General features: G+C 54.2%; 20 protein-coding genes. 19 read left to right on the forward strand and 1 reads right to left on the reverse strand.

The window, feature by feature from the left end:
* Positions 1 to 270: 270 nt before the first annotated feature.
* From rho to ACZ2GZ_RS02250, 9 genes are all read left to right on the forward strand, one after another.
* Positions 271 to 1611, forward strand: coding sequence for a transcription termination factor Rho (gene rho, locus ACZ2GZ_RS02210; RefSeq protein ID WP_021066108.1), 1341 nt, complete (start codon positions 271 to 273; stop codon positions 1609 to 1611).
* An 82-nt stretch (positions 1612 to 1693) separates the two neighbouring features.
* Positions 1694 to 1936 (forward strand): type B 50S ribosomal protein L31, encoded by a 243-nt coding sequence (locus tag ACZ2GZ_RS02215; RefSeq protein ID WP_021066109.1) that lies wholly within the window; start codon positions 1694 to 1696, stop codon positions 1934 to 1936.
* Between the two features lie 137 nt (positions 1937 to 2073).
* Positions 2074 to 2685: a thymidine kinase gene (locus tag ACZ2GZ_RS02220; protein WP_021066110.1), complete on the forward strand. Its 612-nt coding sequence runs from the start codon at positions 2074 to 2076 to the stop codon at positions 2683 to 2685.
* A gap of 79 nt (positions 2686 to 2764) precedes the next feature.
* Positions 2765 to 3835: a peptide chain release factor 1 gene (prfA, locus tag ACZ2GZ_RS02225; RefSeq protein ID WP_029594669.1), complete on the forward strand. Its 1071-nt coding sequence runs from the start codon at positions 2765 to 2767 to the stop codon at positions 3833 to 3835.
* Complete coding sequence (prmC, locus tag ACZ2GZ_RS02230; protein WP_214714504.1) at positions 3835 to 4707, forward strand: peptide chain release factor N(5)-glutamine methyltransferase; 873 nt, start codon at positions 3835 to 3837, stop codon at positions 4705 to 4707. The genes prfA and prmC overlap by 1 nt, the downstream gene beginning before the upstream one ends.
* Complete coding sequence (locus ACZ2GZ_RS02235; protein ID WP_214714446.1) at positions 4673 to 5671, forward strand: L-threonylcarbamoyladenylate synthase; 999 nt, start codon at positions 4673 to 4675, stop codon at positions 5669 to 5671. Before prmC ends, ACZ2GZ_RS02235 begins: the two co-directional genes overlap by 35 nt.
* Positions 5672 to 5705: 34 nt before the next feature.
* Positions 5706 to 6206, forward strand: a complete 501-nt coding sequence (locus tag ACZ2GZ_RS02240; protein ID WP_021066114.1) for a low molecular weight protein arginine phosphatase — start codon at positions 5706 to 5708, stop codon at positions 6204 to 6206.
* Between the two features lie 4 nt (positions 6207 to 6210).
* Entirely contained in the window at positions 6211 to 6651 is a 441-nt protein-coding gene (rpiB, locus tag ACZ2GZ_RS02245; protein WP_021066115.1) for a ribose 5-phosphate isomerase B, read from the forward strand.
* Positions 6648 to 7190 (forward strand): TIGR01440 family protein, encoded by a 543-nt coding sequence (locus tag ACZ2GZ_RS02250; RefSeq protein WP_087576458.1) that lies wholly within the window; start codon positions 6648 to 6650, stop codon positions 7188 to 7190. The genes rpiB and ACZ2GZ_RS02250 overlap by 4 nt, the downstream gene beginning before the upstream one ends.
* Positions 7191 to 7225: 35 nt before the next feature.
* On the opposite strand, the gene ACZ2GZ_RS02255 is transcribed toward ACZ2GZ_RS02250, so the two are convergent.
* Positions 7226 to 8011, reverse strand: coding sequence for an alpha/beta hydrolase (locus tag ACZ2GZ_RS02255; protein WP_029594673.1), 786 nt, complete (start codon positions 8009 to 8011; stop codon positions 7226 to 7228).
* A 129-nt stretch (positions 8012 to 8140) separates the two neighbouring features.
* Here ACZ2GZ_RS02255 and glyA point away from each other — a divergent pair, with 129 nt between their 5' ends.
* The 10 genes from glyA (at position 8141) to ACZ2GZ_RS02305 (ending at position 18693) form a co-directional block, all read left to right on the forward strand.
* The gene (glyA, locus tag ACZ2GZ_RS02260; protein WP_214714444.1) at positions 8141 to 9394 is read left to right on the forward strand and encodes a serine hydroxymethyltransferase; all 1254 of its coding nucleotides are present in this window, start codon (positions 8141 to 8143) and stop codon (positions 9392 to 9394) included.
* Positions 9395 to 9397: 3 nt separating this feature from the next.
* Positions 9398 to 10324 (forward strand): hypothetical protein, encoded by a 927-nt coding sequence (locus ACZ2GZ_RS02265; protein ID WP_029594674.1) that lies wholly within the window; start codon positions 9398 to 9400, stop codon positions 10322 to 10324.
* Between the two features lie 108 nt (positions 10325 to 10432).
* A complete protein-coding gene (locus ACZ2GZ_RS02270; protein WP_144060654.1) occupies positions 10433 to 10702 on the forward strand; it encodes a hypothetical protein in 270 nt (89 codons plus the stop codon).
* Positions 10703 to 10773: 71 nt separating this feature from the next.
* Positions 10774 to 11451: a response regulator transcription factor gene (locus ACZ2GZ_RS02275; RefSeq protein ID WP_214714442.1), complete on the forward strand. Its 678-nt coding sequence runs from the start codon at positions 10774 to 10776 to the stop codon at positions 11449 to 11451.
* A 1-nt stretch (position 11452) separates the two neighbouring features.
* Positions 11453 to 12691: a sensor histidine kinase gene (locus ACZ2GZ_RS02280; protein WP_029594677.1), complete on the forward strand. Its 1239-nt coding sequence runs from the start codon at positions 11453 to 11455 to the stop codon at positions 12689 to 12691.
* Between the two features lie 116 nt (positions 12692 to 12807).
* Positions 12808 to 13536, forward strand: a complete 729-nt coding sequence (locus ACZ2GZ_RS02285; RefSeq protein ID WP_242678953.1) for a hypothetical protein — start codon at positions 12808 to 12810, stop codon at positions 13534 to 13536.
* 128 nt (positions 13537 to 13664) lie between these two features.
* The gene (locus ACZ2GZ_RS02290) at positions 13665 to 14894 is read left to right on the forward strand and encodes a hypothetical protein (RefSeq protein WP_029594679.1); all 1230 of its coding nucleotides are present in this window, start codon (positions 13665 to 13667) and stop codon (positions 14892 to 14894) included.
* Between the two features lie 359 nt (positions 14895 to 15253).
* Complete coding sequence (locus ACZ2GZ_RS02295; protein ID WP_051627669.1) at positions 15254 to 16603, forward strand: glycoside hydrolase family 191 protein; 1350 nt, start codon at positions 15254 to 15256, stop codon at positions 16601 to 16603.
* Between the two features lie 143 nt (positions 16604 to 16746).
* Positions 16747 to 17376 carry a uracil phosphoribosyltransferase gene (gene upp, locus ACZ2GZ_RS02300; protein ID WP_021066126.1) on the forward strand — a complete coding sequence of 210 codons (630 nt, stop codon included), beginning with the start codon at positions 16747 to 16749 and terminating at the stop codon, positions 17374 to 17376.
* A gap of 156 nt (positions 17377 to 17532) precedes the next feature.
* Entirely contained in the window at positions 17533 to 18693 is a 1161-nt protein-coding gene (locus ACZ2GZ_RS02305; protein ID WP_029594681.1) for a GGDEF domain-containing protein, read from the forward strand.
* Positions 18694 to 18728 lie beyond the last annotated feature (35 nt).

An 18728-nucleotide genomic window follows, 5' to 3' on the forward strand; every position in this document is an offset into this window, starting at 1 on the left:
CAAATAAACTATATCATGCGCAAGACCGATGGCATTTTTCAATCACAAGACAAAAACAGTTTTCTTGTAACATATTTGAAACAATATGCGAGAATAGAGACTTATTTGTTACATACATAGTAAAAAGGTTGTTATGTTTTCAACAACAGGGGAATAGACTGACATAAAGCCGTTTTTCAAACAGTGACGGTTTGACTGAAGTGTGATTAGATGAATGAGGAATGAACGTTTACTTTTGAAATATAGAATCATGAAAGACAGGTGACTTGAATGAGTCAAACGACTGAACCGGCTAAAAACTACACGCTTCGGGAACTCGAGACGAAGACGTTGAAAGAGTTATATGAGATTGCGAAAGAAGTGAACGTGCCTCAGTATCGCGAGGCACGTAAACGTGAGCTCATGTTCCGGATATTGAAATCACAGGCAGAATCAAAAGATCTTTATTTCCTCGAAGGAATCCTAGAGATTATTCCGCCTAACCCACAGTCGCAAAACGATGGCGGTTTTGGTTTCCTACGCCCCATCAATTACTCGCAATCGTCTGAAGACATTTATATCGCGGCTTCGCAAATCCGCCGCTTTAACCTCCGTAACGGCGACCTCGTGACGGGGAAAGTCCGGAAACCGAAAGAGAATGAACGGTTCCAAGGGCTTCTCAGCGTCGAGGCGGTCAATGGCGAGACGACGGATTCGACGCGCAACCGGGATTACTTCCCGGCGCTCACGCCGATTTACCCGGAACAACAGATGGTGCTCGAGACGGAGCCAAACCATTTGTCGGTCCGCGTCATGGACATGATTGCTCCCGTCGGCTTCGGGCAGCGAGGGTTGATCGTCGCACCGCCTAAGGCAGGGAAGACGTCCCTCTTAAAAGAGATTGCCAATTCGATCACGACGAACCATCCGAACGTCGAGTTGATTATTCTGTTGATTGATGAGCGGCCGGAAGAAGTGACGGACATTCAACGTTCGGTGCCTGGTGCAGACGTCGCCTACTCGACGTTTGACGAGACACCGGAAAACCATGCTCGCATCTCGGAGCTCGTTCTCGAACGGGCGATGCGCCTCGTCGAACATAAGAAGGACGTGGTCATCTTGCTCGACTCGATCACGCGTCTGACGCGGGCGTACAACTTGTCCGTCCCGCCGAGCGGACGGACGCTCTCCGGCGGGATTGACCCGGCCGCGTTCCATAAACCGAAGAAGTTCTTCGGGGCGGCCCGTAATATCGAGGACGGCGGCAGTTTGACGATTCTCGGCACGGCACTCGTCGATACGGGTTCGCGCATGGATGACGTCATCTATGAAGAGTTCAAAGGAACGGGCAACATGGAGCTGCACCTCGACCGCAAACTGGCGGAACGTCGGATTTTCCCGGCCATCGACATTCGTCGCTCGGGAACGCGCAAGGAAGAATTGCTGCTCGGCAAAGGCGAACTCGACTCGCTTTGGACGATTCGTCGCACGATGAACGAGTCGCCAGACTTCGTCGATCAGTTCTTGCGCCGGGTCCGCGAAACGAAAACGAACCTCGACTTTTTTGCGGCGCTTGAGGCCGATAAGAAAAAGAGTCGACGCCCGGTGAAAAAAACGAAAACGGACTTGTAAATCCTTGAACCGGGTGCTATTATATTCTAGTGAACTTTCTCTAGGTTGAAAGAATACTTAGGGCAGAAGGAGTTGAAAAGCAATGAAACAAGGAATCCACCCAGAATACCGTAAAGTCGTATTCATGGACTCGACGACTGAGTTCAAATTCATCTCTGGTTCGACTCGTTACTCTAACGAGACAATCACGATGGAAGATGGTAACGAATACCCACTCATCCGTGTCGATGTATCTTCTGATTCGCACCCGTTCTACACAGGTCGCCAGAAATTCGCATCTGCGGACGGTCGTATCGAGCGCTTCAACAAGAAGTACCAACGTTAATCGTCAACTTGTATGCACACCGCCTAGGGATTGCCCTTGGCGGTTTTTATTTTTTTTAGATAGAAGTCAACCCTTTTTCTTCAAGAAAAAGATGGGTATAATCGGGAAGCGATTAACGAAGGAGAGGGCGAAGTAGAATGATGCATGTGACGAACCGTTACGGTTGGATAGAAGTGATTTGTGGGAGTATGTTTTCTGGGAAATCGGAGGAACTGATCCGCCGTGTCCGTCGGGCGCACTACGGGAAAATCCCTGTCCAAGTGTTCAAACCGGCAATCGACGATCGGTACCACGAAGAGAACGTCGTCTCCCACAGCGGCAACTCGGTCGTGGCCGTGCCGATTCAATCGAGTCAAGACTTATACGATGCGGTGCGTGAAGAGACGCAAGTCATCGCCATCGACGAGGTTCAGTTCTTCGACGAAGGGATCGTCGACGTGATCGAGCAATTGGCGTCAGAAGACAAACGTGTCATCTGCGCAGGCCTCGACATGGACTTCCGAGGTGAGCCGTTCACGATGATGCCAGAGCTGTTGTCGCGTGCCGAATTTGTCACGAAGCTGCAGGCCATCTGTCTATCATGCGGGGCGCCAGCTTCTCGGACGCAACGATTGATTGACGGTGAACCGGCGCGTTTCGAAGACCCGGTCATCTTGGTCGGCGCTTCCGAGTCGTACGAACCGCGTTGCCGTCATTGCCACGACGTCCCGAATAAACCACGCCCAGTCCGCCATACAGTGGCCGACTGACGTCGACGGACCGCCCTTGGCGGTTCGTTTTTTGCTATAATGAAGACAGTTCGATTTGACGGAGAAAGGACGGATCATCATGTTTGACCGTTTGAGCGTATTAGAAGAACGCTATATGCAATTAAATGAGATGCTCGCTGACCCTGAAGTGCTCAGCGATGCGAATAAATTACGACAATATTCAAAAGAACAGTCGCAACTCGAAGAAACGGTGCAGGCGTACCGTCACTATAAAGAGACGAGCACGGCGTATAAAGAAGCAAAAGCGATGCTCGAGGACCGCACACTCGATGCTGATATGCGCGAGCTCGCCAAAGAAGAGATGTCACTCCTCGAGCCGGAAGTGAAGGCGCTCGAGGCGAAATTACGCGTCTTGCTGTTACCGAAAGACCCGAACGACGACAAGAACGTCATCGTCGAGATTCGCGGGGCAGCCGGCGGAGACGAGGCGGCACTGTTCGCAGTCGACCTATACAAGATGTACACGCGTTTCGCCGAGCGGCAGAACTGGAAGGCCGAATTGATTGACGCCAACTATACAGAACTCGGCGGTTTCAAAGAAGTGACGTTCCTCATCAACGGGACGGGTGCCTATTCGAAACTGAAGTTCGAGAACGGGGCGCATCGGGTCCAACGTGTCCCATCGACCGAGTCGGGCGGACGCATCCATACGTCGACGGCGACCGTCGCCGTGTTGCCGGAAGCAGAGGACGTCGAAGTGCACATCGATATGAAAGACGTCCGTGTCGACACGTTCACATCATCGGGTCCAGGCGGCCAGTCGGTCAATACGACCCAATCGGCCGTGCGCTTGACGCACATCCCATCGGGGCTCGTCGTCTCGTGTCAGGACGAGAAGTCGCAACATAAAAACAAAGACAAGGCGCTCAAAGTACTCCGAGCCCGCCTGTATGACAAGATGCAAAGCGAACACCTACAAGAACTGTCGGCGCAACGCAAATCGGCCGTCGGGACGGGAGACCGCTCAGAGCGGATTCGGACGTATAACTTCCCGCAGAGCCGTGTGACCGACCACCGCATCGGGCTGACACTCCAAAAGCTCGACCGCGTCCTCGCCGGGGAACTTGAAGATATCATCGACGCCCTCGTCATGGACGAACAGGCCCGTCTGATGGAGGATGTCGATTGATGCGGATCGCGGCGAGGCTGAAACAAGCGGAACGGGAGCTCGAGGCCGCTAATCGTGATGCCTCGATGGCGGAGTGGTGGCTCATGCACGTCCTTGACGTCGATCGGACGGGACTACTCATCCGTTTGTCCGATGAATTGACGACGGAAGAGGCGAAGTCGTTTGACGCCGGGTTCGAGCGTCTCTTGGCAGGTGAACCGGTCCAACACTTGATTGGTCACGCCCCGTTTTATGGACGGATGTTCGAGGTCAATCGTGACGTCTTGATTCCGCGTCCGGAAACGGAAGAGCTAATTGAATGGGTCGTCGAGCATGTGCATAATGTCTCCGACGATGAGATCGTCGACATCGGGACGGGCAGCGGCGCAATCGCCGTCACACTCAGTCTCGAGCTAGGTGTCCGTGTCCAAACGGTCGATATTTCCCGGGAAGCAATCGCTGTCGCCGAGCGTAATGCAGCGTCCCTCGGGGCGGATGTGTCCTTCCATGAAGGAGATTGCCTCGCGCCGATTACCGACAACTCGATTCGCGTCCTCGTCTCAAATCCGCCTTATATCGAGGCGGACGAACTGCTCGATGAGACGGTCGCGGGCTTCGAGCCTCACCTCGCCTTGTTCGGCGGAGCGGACGGGCTCGACTTTTATCGAACGATCATCGCCGACTCGATGCGCGTCTTGTGTGCCGATTGGCAATTGATTGCATTTGAAATCGGGTATAATCAAGGACAAGTTGTGAAATCGTACCTGTCCGAACGTTATCCTGAAGCAGAAACGGGTATTTTAAAAGATATAAACGGCAAAGACCGAATCGTCTACGCCGTGAGGGAAGGGATTGCGCATGGAAACGAATTGGATCAAGCCGACAGAAGTTGAGGAAGGGGTACGTCTCTTGAAGGCTGGCGAGGTGATTGCCATCCCGACGGAGACTGTCTACGGACTCGCCGGAGATGCGACGAACGATGTCGCCATCAAAAAGATTTTCGAGGCGAAAGGAAGACCGTCGGATAACCCGCTCATCGTCCACGTCGCCACGGTCGAACAGGCCGAACATTTCGCGCAAACCATCCCGCCGGTCGCGAGACTCTTGATGGAAGCGTTTTGGCCCGGTGCCTTGACCATCATCTTACCGTCGAACGGTCGGGCGTCGTCACTCGTGACGGCTGGTCTGGATTCGATTGGATTGCGGATGCCGGACCATCCGGCCGCACTTGACTTGATCCGCACGTCCGGTCTTGGACTGGCAGCACCAAGTGCGAACCGCTCGGGACGTCCATCACCGACGTCGGCCCGGCACGTGGCAGATGATTTGACCGGTCGGATCGCGGGTATTATGGATGGGGGACCGACAGGCATCGGCGTCGAGTCGACCGTAATCGATTGCACGGCAGAACCGGCGACGATTTTACGTCCGGGCGGCGTGACGAAAGAAGCGATTGAAGCGGTTATTGGCCCGGTCATTCTCGATGCCAACTTGAGCGATGAAACAGCTGCGCCACGATCACCAGGAATGAAGTACACCCATTACGCCCCGAGCGCACCCCTGTATTTAGTCGAAGGGGGACGTGAAGACCTCGTCCGTGTCGTCATGGCGCGGCAGGAAGCGGGCAAGCGAGTTGGCGCACTCGTGTTCGATGAAGCGACGACCCCGGCTGACGTCACCCTCTCTCTCGGGACTTCGATGGAGACGGCGGCCCAGCGGCTATACGAGGCGTTGCGTAAATTTGATGAGACGGATGTAGAAGAGATTTACGTGAATCGGATTGAACCGACGGGAGTCGCTCTTGCCGTTTATAACCGCCTCTACAAGGCGGCTGGCGGTAAAGTCATCCGTCCATAGGAAGAGGCTTAAGGACATAGAGGAGGATCACGCGATGTCGATGAAACGCGTATTATTCATATGTAGTGGGAACACATGCCGAAGCCCGATGGCGATGGCCCTGCTCCGTTCGAAAGTGACGGGGGACGAGTTCGATATTCGTTCAGCCGGACTTCGGACGATGCAAGGGTTTGATGCATCAGAAAATGCACTCCAAGTGTTGCGTGAACGAGGAATTGAGCTCGAGCACGTGACGCAAACGTTTGACGACGTCCTCGGACGCTGGTCGGACGTCATCTTGACGATGACACGGGCGCATCGTGAACAGATTCGGGACACGTATCCGGATTTGGCCGATCGCACATTCACATTATATGAGTTCGTCACGGGACTCGAGCGCGATATTAACGACCCGTTCGGAGGGTCGATGAACGTCTATCGCCAAGTCCGAAACGAACTCGAACCACTCGTGAATCGACTTGTGCTAAAATTGACGAATGACGGGTCAAAGGTGACGAAACCACCGAGACGCCTACCAAAGAAGACGGGGGAATGACGGAATGAAAATCGCAATCGGCGCCGATCATGGCGGATTCAATTTGAAGAAAGACATCATCGGATTATTGGAGGAGCTTGGACACGAGTATAAGGACTTCGGGACACACTCGGCCGAGTCAATCGATTATCCGGACGTAGCCATTCCAGTCGCCGAAGCAGTCGCGGCCGGTGAGTTCGACCGTGGCATCTTGATTTGCGGGACTGGAATCGGCATCGGCATTGCCGCCAACAAAGTGAAAGGCATCCGGGCGGCACTCGTACACGACTCGTTCAGCGCAAAAGCGACGCGTCAACATAACGACTCGAACATCATGACGATGGGCGAGCGCGTCATCGGACCGGGTCTTGCACTCGACTTAGTGGCGACATGGCTCGATACGGACTTCGAAGGCGGACGCCACTCGAACCGTGTCGACAAGATGAGCGCTTACGAAACGAAGTGACGACGATGAAGGCGGAGCTTTTGAACTTATTGACGGAGTTGCATGAACGGTTTCCGTTAGATGAGGAAAAGATGCTCGTCATCGGTTGTTCGACGAGCGAGGTCGTCGGCAAGACGATCGGGAAAGCGGGTTCGATTGATGTGGCGTCGGATTTAATCGAGGCGTTCCTTGCGTTTCGGGACAAGACCGGCGTCCATCTCGCCTTTCAAGGCTGCGAACATATCAATCGCGCCCTTACGATCGAGCGACGGACCTTGAAACAGTTCGGGTTGACGGAAGTGACGGTCGTCCCAGTCCGCGCGGCGGGCGGGGCGATGGCCGAGAAGGCGTACGAGCGTTTCGACGCCCCGTGTGTCGTCGAATCGATTCAAGCGGACGCCGGCATCGATATCGGCTCGACACTGATCGGCATGCATTTGAAGCCGGTCGCGATCCCGGTCCGGTTGTCGGCGAAGCAGCTCGGTGAGGCGTACGTCACGTTCGCCATCACGCGACCGAAATTGATTGGCGGCCCACGGGCCCACTATCCAGCAAAATAAAGAAAGCCGGTCTGCGCGACCGGCTTTCTTTTGCGTTATAACTCTTCACTGAACAAATATGAGATGACCATCGGGAACCGATCGCGCCAAGCGAGCTCGTTATGGACACCTTCCTCGATGACCTCGAAGCGGATATGTTCGACCTTGTCGCGCAGCAGGGCGTAGACCCGCTCGCTCGACTCGAGATACATCTCGTTCGTCGGACCGTCCGCTGACGGCTGTTCGACTTCTTTGCGGCCGACGTCCATATACAGACGTTCGACGCCGTTCAAATCACTCGCGTCAATCAATTGCTCGAGCTCGGTCTGGTTGAACCAGAACGCCGAGGACAATGAAGCCACGCGCTTGAAGACATCGGGATAGACGCAAGCGGCGTAAATCGAAATCAAGCCGCCCATCGAGCTGCCCATCATCGCCGTCTCGTCCGGCTTCGTCCGATAGTTCGCGTCAATCATCGGCTTCAACTCTTGGGCGATGTATTCAATGTAGGCCGATCCTTGTCCACCGAGCGTCACGTCTTGACCGAGCAAGCTCTCGCCGATGTACGGGTTCTCCCACGGACCGTACTCGTCGAGCCGCATCTCGCCGGGGGCGCTGTCGATGCCGACGATGATGATGTCGCGCTTCGAGGCGTCCATATACTCGCCGGCGCGCCAGCTCATCTTATAGCTCGCGTCCTCGTCGGCGAACACGTTCTGTCCGTCATGCATATAGAGCACGGGATAACGTTTGTCCGTCGTGTCGTAATCGGCCGGCGTATAAATCCGAATCGTCCGCTCGCGCTCGAACGGGGTGATGGTAATTTGTTTTGTCTCAATCATAAGTAGCCTCCTCTGATCGTCTTCTTTCATATGATACCCGACTTGCCCGTGGATTAGACGATACCCAAAAAAAGAAGCATATGTTACGATGGGGGTGTTGATTTTTAGACATTCAGAGGGGGTTTCAACATGGTAAACACGACGAAGTTGAAAGTACAGGATGCGGAATTGTTTGAAGCGATGCAACACGAGCTCGGTCGCCAACGCGAGAACATCGAACTCATTGCCTCGGAGAATTTTGTCTCAGAAGCAGTCATGGAAGCGCAAGGCGGCGTGCTCACGAACAAGTACGCGGAAGGTTATCCAGGCCGTCGCTACTACGGCGGTTGTGAGTTCGTCGACGTGGCCGAGAACTTGGCCCGCGACCGCGCCAAGGAGCTGTTCGGTGCAGAACACGCCAACGTCCAGCCGCACTCGGGTGCCCAAGCGAACATGGCCGTTTACTTCACAGTCCTTGAAGCCGGTGACACGGTGCTCGGCATGAACTTGTCGCACGGTGGCCATTTGACGCACGGAAGTCCGGTCAACTTCTCAGGCGTTCAGTACAATTTCGTCGAATACGGTGTAGACAAAGAGACAGAACACATCGATTATGACGTTGTCGCAGCCCTCGCGAAAGAACATAAACCAAAACTCATCGTCGCTGGTGCCTCGGCGTACCCGCGGACGATCGACTTCGCCAAGTTCCGTGAAATCGCCGATAGCGTCGATGCCTACCTCATGGTCGACATGGCCCACATCGCAGGTCTCGTCGCAGCCGGTCTTCATCCGAACCCGGTCGAGCACGCGCATTTCGTGACGACGACCACGCACAAGACGCTTCGTGGTCCACGCGGCGGTATGATTCTCTGTAAAGAAGAGTTCGCCAAGGCAATCGACAAGTCGATTTTCCCAGGGATTCAAGGTGGTCCGCTCATGCACGTCATCGCAGCGAAGGCCGTGGCGTTCGGGGAAGCGCTCCAACCTGAGTTCAAAGAGTATCAGGCACAAGTCATCAAGAACGCACAGGTGCTCGCGCAAGGGCTAGAAGAGGAAGGGCTCCGCATCGTATCGGGCGGTACGGATAACCACCTTCTCCTCGTCGACCTCCGCGGCATCGACATCACCGGGAAAGCGGCCGAGCATGCGCTCGACGCAGCCGGCATCACGGTCAACAAGAACACGATTCCATTCGATCCGGCATCACCGTTCGTCACGAGCGGGATTCGTCTCGGGACGGCCGCGATGACGACGCGCGGATTGAAAGAAGACGATATGCGTGAAGTCGCTCGCTTGATCGGACGCGTCTTGACGAACCATGAAGATGAAGCAGTGCTCGCGGAAGCGCACGAAGCAGTTCGCGCGTTGACGTCGAAGTTCTCGCTCTATCCTGAACGAGACTGACGAATGGACGTACGGACACTCGCAGATCGGGAACTTGCGGAACTGCCGCTCATCGATATGACGGAATGGCTCGTCCGAAAAGGCGAGCATGACCCGACGTTTCGCCTCGTCGCGAACGAGTTCGGGGTCGTGACGACGCTACTCGACCACGGGTATTATATCGAGGCAAGTGAACGGATTGTACCGCTTCTCGGAATGAAAGTGCCGGCGGCGTTTCATCGGCTCGGTCTTGCGCTCGAAGTGAAGGCGAACGGAAAGAAGGCGGCCAAGCGCCGCTTTCGTTCGTTCTCGCCGGCTGTCACCGGTCATGCGGACTTGTCGGCTTGGCGTAACGCCTTCAAATGGAACAAATCGTGGCTCGGTCTGCCGCTCGTCGTTGGTCTCGGTCTGGTCGCACTCATCTTTTGGCCGGATTCGGAGCCGCCGCCCGTGACGCCGACCGCATCAAACGAACGGGTCGAAACGGTGACGGAGGACGAGGCGCTCGCGAAACGGTTAGAAGAGCTCGAGCAAGAAGTTGCTCGACTCGAGGAAGCGAACGAGGCGCTCCAAACCGAGGACGAGACGACCGAAGCCCCTGAGGCACCGGCCGTCATCCCGCTCGGCGAAGTCGAAACGCTCGTCTCGGACAAACGGTACGAGGAAGCCGATGCGCTCCTCATCGGCAAGGCGAAAGCCGGTCAGGAACAGGCCGTCGGGTTTTATCGGTTGCTCGTCGACAACAAGCTCGGCGAAGCAGAGATCGCCGATTATGCCGCCTATGTCGACACGTATCCAGAGTCGGGATATAAGGCGGACGTCTTATGGATGAAAGGCATCGCTGAGAAGAAGGCCGGGGACGACACATACCGGACGACGCTCGCCGAAGTCGCCGCCATGGACGGGACGTATTGGGCCCCGATTGCCAAATCGGTGCTCGAGGAAGAATGAGGTCGCAGCCGTGCTGTGACCTTTTTCTCATCAAATTTTAATCTGTTTCACCGCTCTTTCTCAGCTCGCTCCCGTACAGTAAAGAAAAAGGATAAGGGAGAGGGACATATGCGCTCAACTAGCAGAGGAAAGATTGGAAGATTGATTCGAGGAGTGGCCGTCGGTGCGCTCGCATTGACACTCATGGCGGCAGGTGTCGCCGGGTTCTTATTATTCACCTTGACCGGTAACGCGTGGCTCGACCAAATCGCTCAAGTCGGGACTGATTTGGCGTTTCAGGCGGAAGGGATTGAAACGACGTTTGACCGGATGGGCGATTCACTCGAATTGCGCATCGAACAAGCGATTCCAGAAGCAGTTCGTCCGTTTTTTGACTGAGGAATCCGGGAACACTTAGAATGATGCGTCGGGCGGACTGCTCGGCGTTTTTTTTAGAAAGGATGAATGGAATGCCTACGATTCTCGTCGTTGAAGACGATGCTAAAATTGCCAGATTACTCGAACTTGAACTCATGCATGCCGGTTATCAAGTCGAGGTCGCCCATGACGGGCGGGCCGGGCTCGACCGGGCGCTCGCCGGTGGGATTGACCTGATGTTGCTCGATGTCATGTTGCCGCAGATGAGCGGACTCGAAGTCGTGCGCCGCGTCAAAGAAGAGCAGCCGCTCCTTCCCGTCTTGATGGTGACGGCACGCGGGGACCGCTACGATAAAGTGAGCGGGCTCGACCTCGGGGCCGATGATTACATCACAAAACCGTTCGAAATGGAGGAGTTGCTCGCGCGGATTCGGGCGTTCTTACGGATGCGTCAACACGTCCAAGTCGATACGAGTGAACGGGTCCTTTCCTATGAGGGGCTGACCGTCGACGTCAATCGCCATGAAGTGGTGTGTGAGGGGCAAAACGTCGACCTGACCCGAAGGGAGTTCGATTTGCTCGTCTATTTGCTCGAACATCCAGAACGCGTGCTCACGCGCGATCAACTCGTCGAGCACGTCTGGGGCTTCGATTATTACGGGGACACGAACGTCGTCGATGTGTACGTCCGCTATGTCCGGAAGAAACTCGGTGGCTCCTGGATTCAGACGGTCCGAGGCGTCGGCTATATGTTGAAGCGTGGTGAATAATATGAAGCTACGGACGAAGATCGCCTTGGCGATGGCGGGGTTCATGTTGTTTTTACTCATCACCTCGTTCGGTGTCGCCTGGCTCGTCTCGCGGCAACAGATCGTCGACGCCCGCTATGATGTCTTGCGCCAAGCACTCAGCTTGCTCGAGGAAGACGAGCGGAACCAACAAGCCGTCTTGTCGTTGCACGAGGACAGTGTCGTGCTCGAACGGCAAGCGAACGGCGATTGGGGCATCATCGGCGGCCAGGCCGAAGAGAGTTTACGTTTTCCCGTCAACTTCGGAGAACCGGCGCTCGTCGATGATTGGTTCGTCATCGCGACGTCGAACGGGCTCGGCTACGCGTTTCAAGACGCGGCCGTGAGCGAGACCCTCCAGACGCTGGCCACGATTTTTCTCATCATCTTCTTGATTGCAGTGGCGATGACGTTCCTCGGTAGCCTATGGATCGTCAGGCAAGGTCTCGATCCACTCCGCCGTCTCGAGTCGACGATGGAACGGATCACCGAGTCGGGTACGCTCGAGACGATCGATGTCGGGACGAACCGAGACGAAGTCTCGACGCTCGCGACCGGCTTCAACCAGATGATTGACCGGGTCGAAGGGTCGATGGAGCAACAGCGCCGCTTCGTCGCCGATGTTTCACATGAACTGAAGACGCCGCTCACCGTCATCGAAGGGTACGCCAAACTGCTCCGGCGCTGGGGACAGAGCGACCCGGCCGTTCGTGACGAGGCCATCGACCACATCTTGACCGAATCGCGGCAAATGCGCGAGGACTTGATTGAACCGATGCTCGAATTGAGCCGTTTCTCTTCGCTCAAAGAAGTGGAGATCGAGGTGATCAGATTGACTGAGCTGGCCGAACAATTGACCGAACGGTTCGAACGATCGCACGGTATCCACGTACCGATCGAGGCGATGGGGGAGTGGCACGGTCATCGTGATTCGTTGCAGCGGCTCGTCGTCATCTTCATCGATAACAGCTTGAAGTATGCGACTGACACACGCGTGACGATGACGCCGGACCGCATCGAAGTACGCGACCATGGGACGGCGCTCAATGAGGAGGACCGGGCACGGTTATTTGACCGGTTCTATCGACTCGATGAGGCACGGGACCGGAGCGGCAGCGGACTTGGTCTTGCTATCGCCAAAGAAGTGGCGGATTTGAACGGGTGGACGGTCGGCAGTTATGCGAATGCGCCGGACGGCAGCGTCTTCTACGTCACAAAATGACAAAACTTTCGCAGATTCTCATCATTTTCTAATGGAATCCTCGTGGTGCTCTAAGGTCACCGTTCTATGATGAAGATGTAGAACAAGTTCACCACATGAAACGAGGAGGAAACATCATGAAACTAATCGGATGGATTTTAGGAGTCGGGTTGGCGGTACTAGCCGTCGCCGGAATCGGGTTGTATGTCGCGAACGACAAGACGGACACGGTCATCGTCCCACGCGCGGTCGATAGCGTGAACAGCGGAACCGATGATGCCGCAGACGATGCGCAAGATGATGCGAGTCAAGAAGCAGCCACTTCGTCAGAAGGATCAGCATCGAGCGATACGCCGGTTCGTTCGGTCGATGACGATGATTATGAATTGTATGGTACCCTCGTCAGCCTATCAGACCGTGACGTGACGATCAGCTTCAGCGGTAAAGAATCGACGTATCCGCTCGCGGCCCGTCATGAGATTGACGACGACACACCGAAAGCCGGTGACCGCGTCAAACTCGAATTCAATCAAAACGAAGAAGTGAAGGAAGTCGACCGTGAAAGTGACGACTTCGACATTTACGGCACGTTCGTCAGCCTGTCGGATCGTGACGTGACCATCGAACGTGATGGCAAGTCAGAGACGTTCAAACTCGCGAGCCGCTACGAGCTTGACGACGAGGCGCCAAAAGCCGGTGACCGGGTCAAACTCGAGTTGAACCTTCAACAGCAAGTGAAAGAGATTGAACGCGACGATGACCGGGATGACCAAGACGATCAAGATGATCAAAACGACGATCAAAATGATGACGACCAAGATGACGACCGTGACGATGATCAAGATGATGATCGCGACGACGACTAAAAAAATGCCACGCAAGTGGCATTTTTTGTTTATTCTTCTAACAAGAGTTGTAATTATTATTGTATGATAAGGTGAAAATGAAAATTTTAGGCGATTCAAACCAAATAAATGTGAAAGGAGGGGACGGGATGAAAAACGTCATCGGACTGATGAGTATAGCCGTCATACTGTTAAGTGGATGCGGGACGAATGAAATCAATGCGCTCAATTTACGACCGCTGTCGACGTATGCGATTCAACAAGACCAAGACATTCCGTTGACGTCTGCGTTGAAGACGCGACTGTTGAATTACTGTGAGCGGCAACCGACAGACGTGTTGCCGACGCGTCGGGCCGAATTGGCGGCCATCACATTCCGCCACCCCTTCTATGACGAATTAGGTAGCAAGACCGTCAAATATTGGCGGAGCGGGGACGAGCATTACGTCTCTTGTTTGAACAGCAACGAACAAAATGAGCGCGTCTTCCGTACCGATGGAATCGAGGCGTTCGAGTCCGCGGCCGGTTCAGGGCCGAGGGAGGTCGATGTCGGGAGCACGTTATCGTTCATTCCTGAACCAGACGTCACGACCGTGGCGCGCGCCTTCGCGGTTAACGAGACGCATGAGACGATTGTTCCCGGTTCGGTCTTCCGGTATCACACACCGGACCGTGGCGCGCTTCACGTCACCTATCACGTCTATCAAGGCGGTGCCGAGGCGGGACAGCTGATTGAACCGGGACTGTTCGTTTTCGAGAGTGGCAAGAATGAAGGCGTGGCGTTCTTGACCCAGTTGGCCGATCAACGGATTACCCTCCAGATGGGTACAGCACAGGCGTGGGATCGCACCGTATTACCCAGTTCGCTGTCGAGTGAGTACGTGCAAATTGACTCGATGGAAGCCGTCTTCAATTTAGATGCCGAAGGACGTAGGCTCTTGAAACGAATCGTGCTCGCGGATGAGCCGATCGAAGACGTCTCGGAGCAGGATTCGGCCGTCTTATCGACTCGTTATGATACCGTAATCGAGGTATGGGGGGCCGTTCAACGACCAGGAGCCGGTGAATTGACGATCACATCGGAGCAAAAAGAGGCGATGCGGTTGGCGACGTACGAGACGGAGACGAAGACGGCCCACCTCGGAGGCCCGAACACGCGCGAACTGTTCGAACTTTTGTCCCGCGTGAAGACGACGAGTGCCGCACCGACGGGCGAACGACGTGGGACGCTCGTGTTATATGAGCAGTTGACCGAGCAACGGTTCGACGTTTGGACCGAGGAAGGGAAAGATACCCTTCAACTGATGGACGTCGAGTCGAAGCGGGTCTATTTGATTGATCAACTGGAATTAGAGGGATTGCTAGACACTTACATATGAGCTAAAACAAATTCTTTTCCCGTTTCATGACACTTTCATGTCGTGAGACGGGTTTTTGTTGTCAAATTGACACTATGTTTTCGTGAAAAACTATCCTATAATTTTTTTTGCGAAGGTTCAACATTACATACACGAATCCGATACATCCATAAAACACACAGCACTAACCTTCTCGTCATTTGAATATAAGAAAAGGGGGAGCAACGAGACACAACTCCATTCAACCATCATCGTCCGTCACCACGTTTTGTCAGTCATCAGGAGAGGAATAGGTAGTGAAATTGAAAAAGTTAATTATGTCTCTAACGGTAGTGTTGTTGATTGTTAGTCTGAACATGTCTAAAACGGGGGCACAAACCATGAACCCACTCGACGGTGTGAAGAACTATCAAGTGTATTATGGCCATCCAACGGCAGCGATTTTGAAAGATATGCAAAACTATGACCTCGTCATCATTGAGCCACTCCATTACACGAAAGCGCAAGTGGAGCAAATCAAAGCACGCGGGACAAAAGTACTCGGATATATTAGCGTCATGGAAGTCGCGACATGGAACACGGGTCTCATGTCAAAACTTCAGTCAGGTGACTTCTTTACGCGTAACGGACAACGTGTCCATTACTCGGAATGGGATTCGTACTTGACGAACATCGCCTCACCGCACTTCCAAGGGTTGCTCCTCACGGAAATCCAGAACCAAGTCGTCGCCAAAGGCATCGATGGCGTGTTCATGGATACGGTCGGTGATATCGATAACGAACATTTGAACAATCCGACCGTGCTCAAGCAGCAACGTGACGGACTCGTCAACTTCTTGAAGCAAGCACGGGCCCGCTATGGTGAGATCGCCATGGTCCAAAACTGGGGCTTTGACACGTTGGAAACGTCAACGGCACCTTACGTTGACGGCATCATGTGGGAGAGTTTCAACGCCGACACGATCAAGAGCGACGCTTGGTCACAAAACATGATCAAGAAATTACAAGCGGTCGACGCGAAGCATTCGGTTAAGACGCTCACGATTTCGACACGTCTTAGCGCGGACAGCCACAAGCTCGCTAAAGATTCTGGATTCATCCACTTCCACGAAGCGGATGCTTACGTGAACTGGAACGCAGGTCTCGTGACGCGCACACAGGATACGGCGCCGGCACCGGTCGCAGTAGCACCGACGACGAAGCCAGCTGAAACGACAACGACGAAGCCAGCTGAAACGACAACGACGAAACCGGCTACAACGACAACAACGAAGCCAGCTACGACGACAACGACGAAACCGGCTACGACGACAACGACGAAACCGGCTACGACGACAACGACGAAGCCAGCTGCGACGACAACGACGAAGCCAGCTGAAACGACAGCCACGAAACCGGCTGCGACGACAACGACGAAACCTGTGACAGAAACGGCGACAAAGCCAGTCACAAAGCCAGTCACAAAGCCAGTCACAAAGCCAGTCTCAGCTCCGAAAGCAGATGCCTCGACGGACAAACCGACCGAGTCGAAACAAAAAGCAAAAACTGACTGGAAGCAAGAGAAGAAAGACAAAAAAGAGAAGAAGAAGGCGAAAAAGCATGCCAAAAAACATGCTAAAAAGCATGCCGCCAACCACAGCTCGTCTAACGACCATCACGCCGCCAAAGGAAACATGTGCGGAAAAGTGAAACACAAGACGGCCGGTTTCCTAAATTTCTTCAAATTCTAAACCATGTGTCACCTGAACCCCGAGGGATCGATTTCGTTCCTTCGGGTTTCGTCTGACCTCTTAAAAAACAGAAGTTGACCCTACCTTTCTCAGAAAAGTTAGGGTACAATGCTCAAGAGAGATTGAGAGAGGAGTGAAGCATGATGGGCAAAGTACACGTTTATGACCACCCATTGATTCAGCACAAGATGACGATTATGCGTAAAGTAGAGACGGGGACGAAGCAGTTCCGTGAACTCGTAGACGAGGTTTCGTCACTCATGGCATATGAAATTACACGCGACCTTCCGCTTACCGATGTGGAAATTGAGACACCGGTCTCTGTATCGACACAGAAGATGATTGCCGGCAAGAAATTGGGAATCGTCCCAATTTTACGGGCAGGCCTCGGCATGGTGGATGGCTTCCTCAAAATGATGCCGAACGTCAAAGTCGGTCACATCGGTTTATACCGTGACCCAGAGACGCTCGAGCCGCACGAATACTATCTCAAGTTGCCGACGGACGTCACAGAACGTGACTTCATCGTCGTCGACCCGATGCTCGCGACAGGCGGTTCAGCAGCCGACGCGATTGCCGCGCTTAAAAAGCACGGTGCCAAGTCGATCAAGCTCGCTTGCCTCTGTGCAGCCCCTGAAGGTGTGGAACGTGTTCAAGCCGAACACCCGGACGTCGAAATCTATCTCGCTGCACTTGACGAGAAGTTGAACGACCACGGCTACATCGTACCAGGACTTGGTGACGCAGGTGACCGTCTGTTCGGAACAAAATAAGCATGAACCCGATGAGAGGATCCTGGTGATCCTCTCTTTTTTGTGGGAATGTGCACCAATCGATTCAAATTAGTTGAGACGATCGAAGAGACGGCCGATAGTAGAAGAGGAAGAGACCGTAAGTCGGTCCGATGTCGGGATAAGGGAAGAGACACGATGAAGACTAAATTCTCGCTACTGCAAAGATACTTACTCATCTCCTTGATGGCATTGTTTTTGACGAGCGTCTGGAGCTATAGCGCGTTTCAGGACATCGAGCAGGAAAATCGACGGATTGTCGAGGAAGCCATCCCGATTTCGAACGCTGCCTCGGAGCTGTTTCGGTTACTGCTCGACCAAGAGCTGTCGGTCCGGGGCTATACATATAACCAAGACGCGCAGTCGCTCGAACAGTATGAGGCGACGAAACAATCATTGGAGGAGACGATTCGTATTATTCGTGAACTCGACGAGCGTCATCCGATCATGCAGGAATTGATTCAAGACGAGGCGTTGCCGCTCATTCAAAAAATGGAGGCGTTCCATGCGTCGCAAATCGAACTCATCGAGGCGGGTGACGTCATCGCCGCGAACGCGCGTCGCTATAGTGGCATCGATTATATCAACCAGTTCCGAGACGTCGATGCGGCCCTTCGTGAAGACATCGACAACATTATCCAACAAGCCACGCTTCGGAGTGAAACTGCCTCGAATTCAGCGAAATGGGTCATCTTCATCGTCGTCGGCATCGCATTGTTGCTGTTGATGACGTTCATGCATACGTTCCGGCTCGAGCGCAGCAAACAAGCGCTCATCCATCGCTCGCTCCATGACGCCTTGACCGGGATTTGGAATCGTCGAGCTTTTGACGAGAAGTTAGAACGGATGTGGGACGAAGCAACCGATACCGGAGACGTGCTTGCGCTCCTCTTGCTTGATATCGATGCGTTCAAGACGTATAACGACACATACGGCCATTTGGCCGGAGACGCTTGCCTCGAACGGGTGGCGAACGCGATCGACAAGGCGGTCGGGGAAGACGGCATGACGGCCCGCTATGGAGGCGAAGAGTTCGCGGTGCTCCTGCGGCCACGCCACGCGCGCCAACCGAAAGAAATCGCGGAACGAATTCGGCAAGCGGTGCTCAAACTGAACATCGCGCACGAAATGTACACACCGTTGCGAAAAGTGAGTGTCAGCATCGGCGTCGCCGAACATGCGCCAACGCCAAGTGGCGATAAGACCGACTTGATTGAGGCGGCTGACCAAGCCCTCTATCAGGCGAAGCAGAGTGGGCGCAACCGCGTCTCGGTCGGCCAGGCCACGAACGTAGGTTAAAATCGGCTACAAAAAAAGACGACCTTCCCGATTCG

The organism is Exiguobacterium sp. KKT215, from assembly GCF_055635335.1.

Bases quoted from the DNA above. Each gene is read 5' to 3' on its own strand.
- rho (WP_021066108.1), top strand. From the start codon at position 271: ATGAGTCAAACGACTGAACCGGCTAAAAACTACACGCTTCGGGAACTC.
- ACZ2GZ_RS02215 (WP_021066109.1), top strand. From the start codon at position 1,694: ATGAAACAAGGAATCCACCCAGAATACCGTAAAGTCGTATTCATGGAC.
- ACZ2GZ_RS02220 (WP_021066110.1), top strand. From the start codon at position 2,074: ATGATGCATGTGACGAACCGTTACGGTTGGATAGAAGTGATTTGTGGG.
- prfA (WP_029594669.1), top strand. From the start codon at position 2,765: ATGTTTGACCGTTTGAGCGTATTAGAAGAACGCTATATGCAATTAAAT.
- prmC (WP_214714504.1), top strand. From the start codon at position 3,835: ATGCGGATCGCGGCGAGGCTGAAACAAGCGGAACGGGAGCTCGAGGCC.
- ACZ2GZ_RS02235 (WP_214714446.1), top strand. From the start codon at position 4,673: ATGGAAACGAATTGGATCAAGCCGACAGAAGTTGAGGAAGGGGTACGT.
- ACZ2GZ_RS02240 (WP_021066114.1), top strand. From the start codon at position 5,706: ATGTCGATGAAACGCGTATTATTCATATGTAGTGGGAACACATGCCGA.
- rpiB (WP_021066115.1), top strand. From the start codon at position 6,211: ATGAAAATCGCAATCGGCGCCGATCATGGCGGATTCAATTTGAAGAAA.
- ACZ2GZ_RS02255 (WP_029594673.1), bottom strand. From the start codon at position 8,011: ATGATTGAGACAAAACAAATTACCATCACCCCGTTCGAGCGCGAGCGG.
- glyA (WP_214714444.1), top strand. From the start codon at position 8,141: ATGGTAAACACGACGAAGTTGAAAGTACAGGATGCGGAATTGTTTGAA.
- ACZ2GZ_RS02265 (WP_029594674.1), top strand. From the start codon at position 9,398: ATGGACGTACGGACACTCGCAGATCGGGAACTTGCGGAACTGCCGCTC.
- ACZ2GZ_RS02270 (WP_144060654.1), top strand. From the start codon at position 10,433: ATGCGCTCAACTAGCAGAGGAAAGATTGGAAGATTGATTCGAGGAGTG.
- ACZ2GZ_RS02275 (WP_214714442.1), top strand. From the start codon at position 10,774: ATGCCTACGATTCTCGTCGTTGAAGACGATGCTAAAATTGCCAGATTA.
- ACZ2GZ_RS02280 (WP_029594677.1), top strand. From the start codon at position 11,453: ATGAAGCTACGGACGAAGATCGCCTTGGCGATGGCGGGGTTCATGTTG.
- ACZ2GZ_RS02285 (WP_242678953.1), top strand. From the start codon at position 12,808: ATGAAACTAATCGGATGGATTTTAGGAGTCGGGTTGGCGGTACTAGCC.
- ACZ2GZ_RS02290 (WP_029594679.1), top strand. From the start codon at position 13,665: ATGAAAAACGTCATCGGACTGATGAGTATAGCCGTCATACTGTTAAGT.
- ACZ2GZ_RS02295 (WP_051627669.1), top strand. From the start codon at position 15,254: ATGAACCCACTCGACGGTGTGAAGAACTATCAAGTGTATTATGGCCAT.
- upp (WP_021066126.1), top strand. From the start codon at position 16,747: ATGGGCAAAGTACACGTTTATGACCACCCATTGATTCAGCACAAGATG.
- ACZ2GZ_RS02305 (WP_029594681.1), top strand. From the start codon at position 17,533: ATGAAGACTAAATTCTCGCTACTGCAAAGATACTTACTCATCTCCTTG.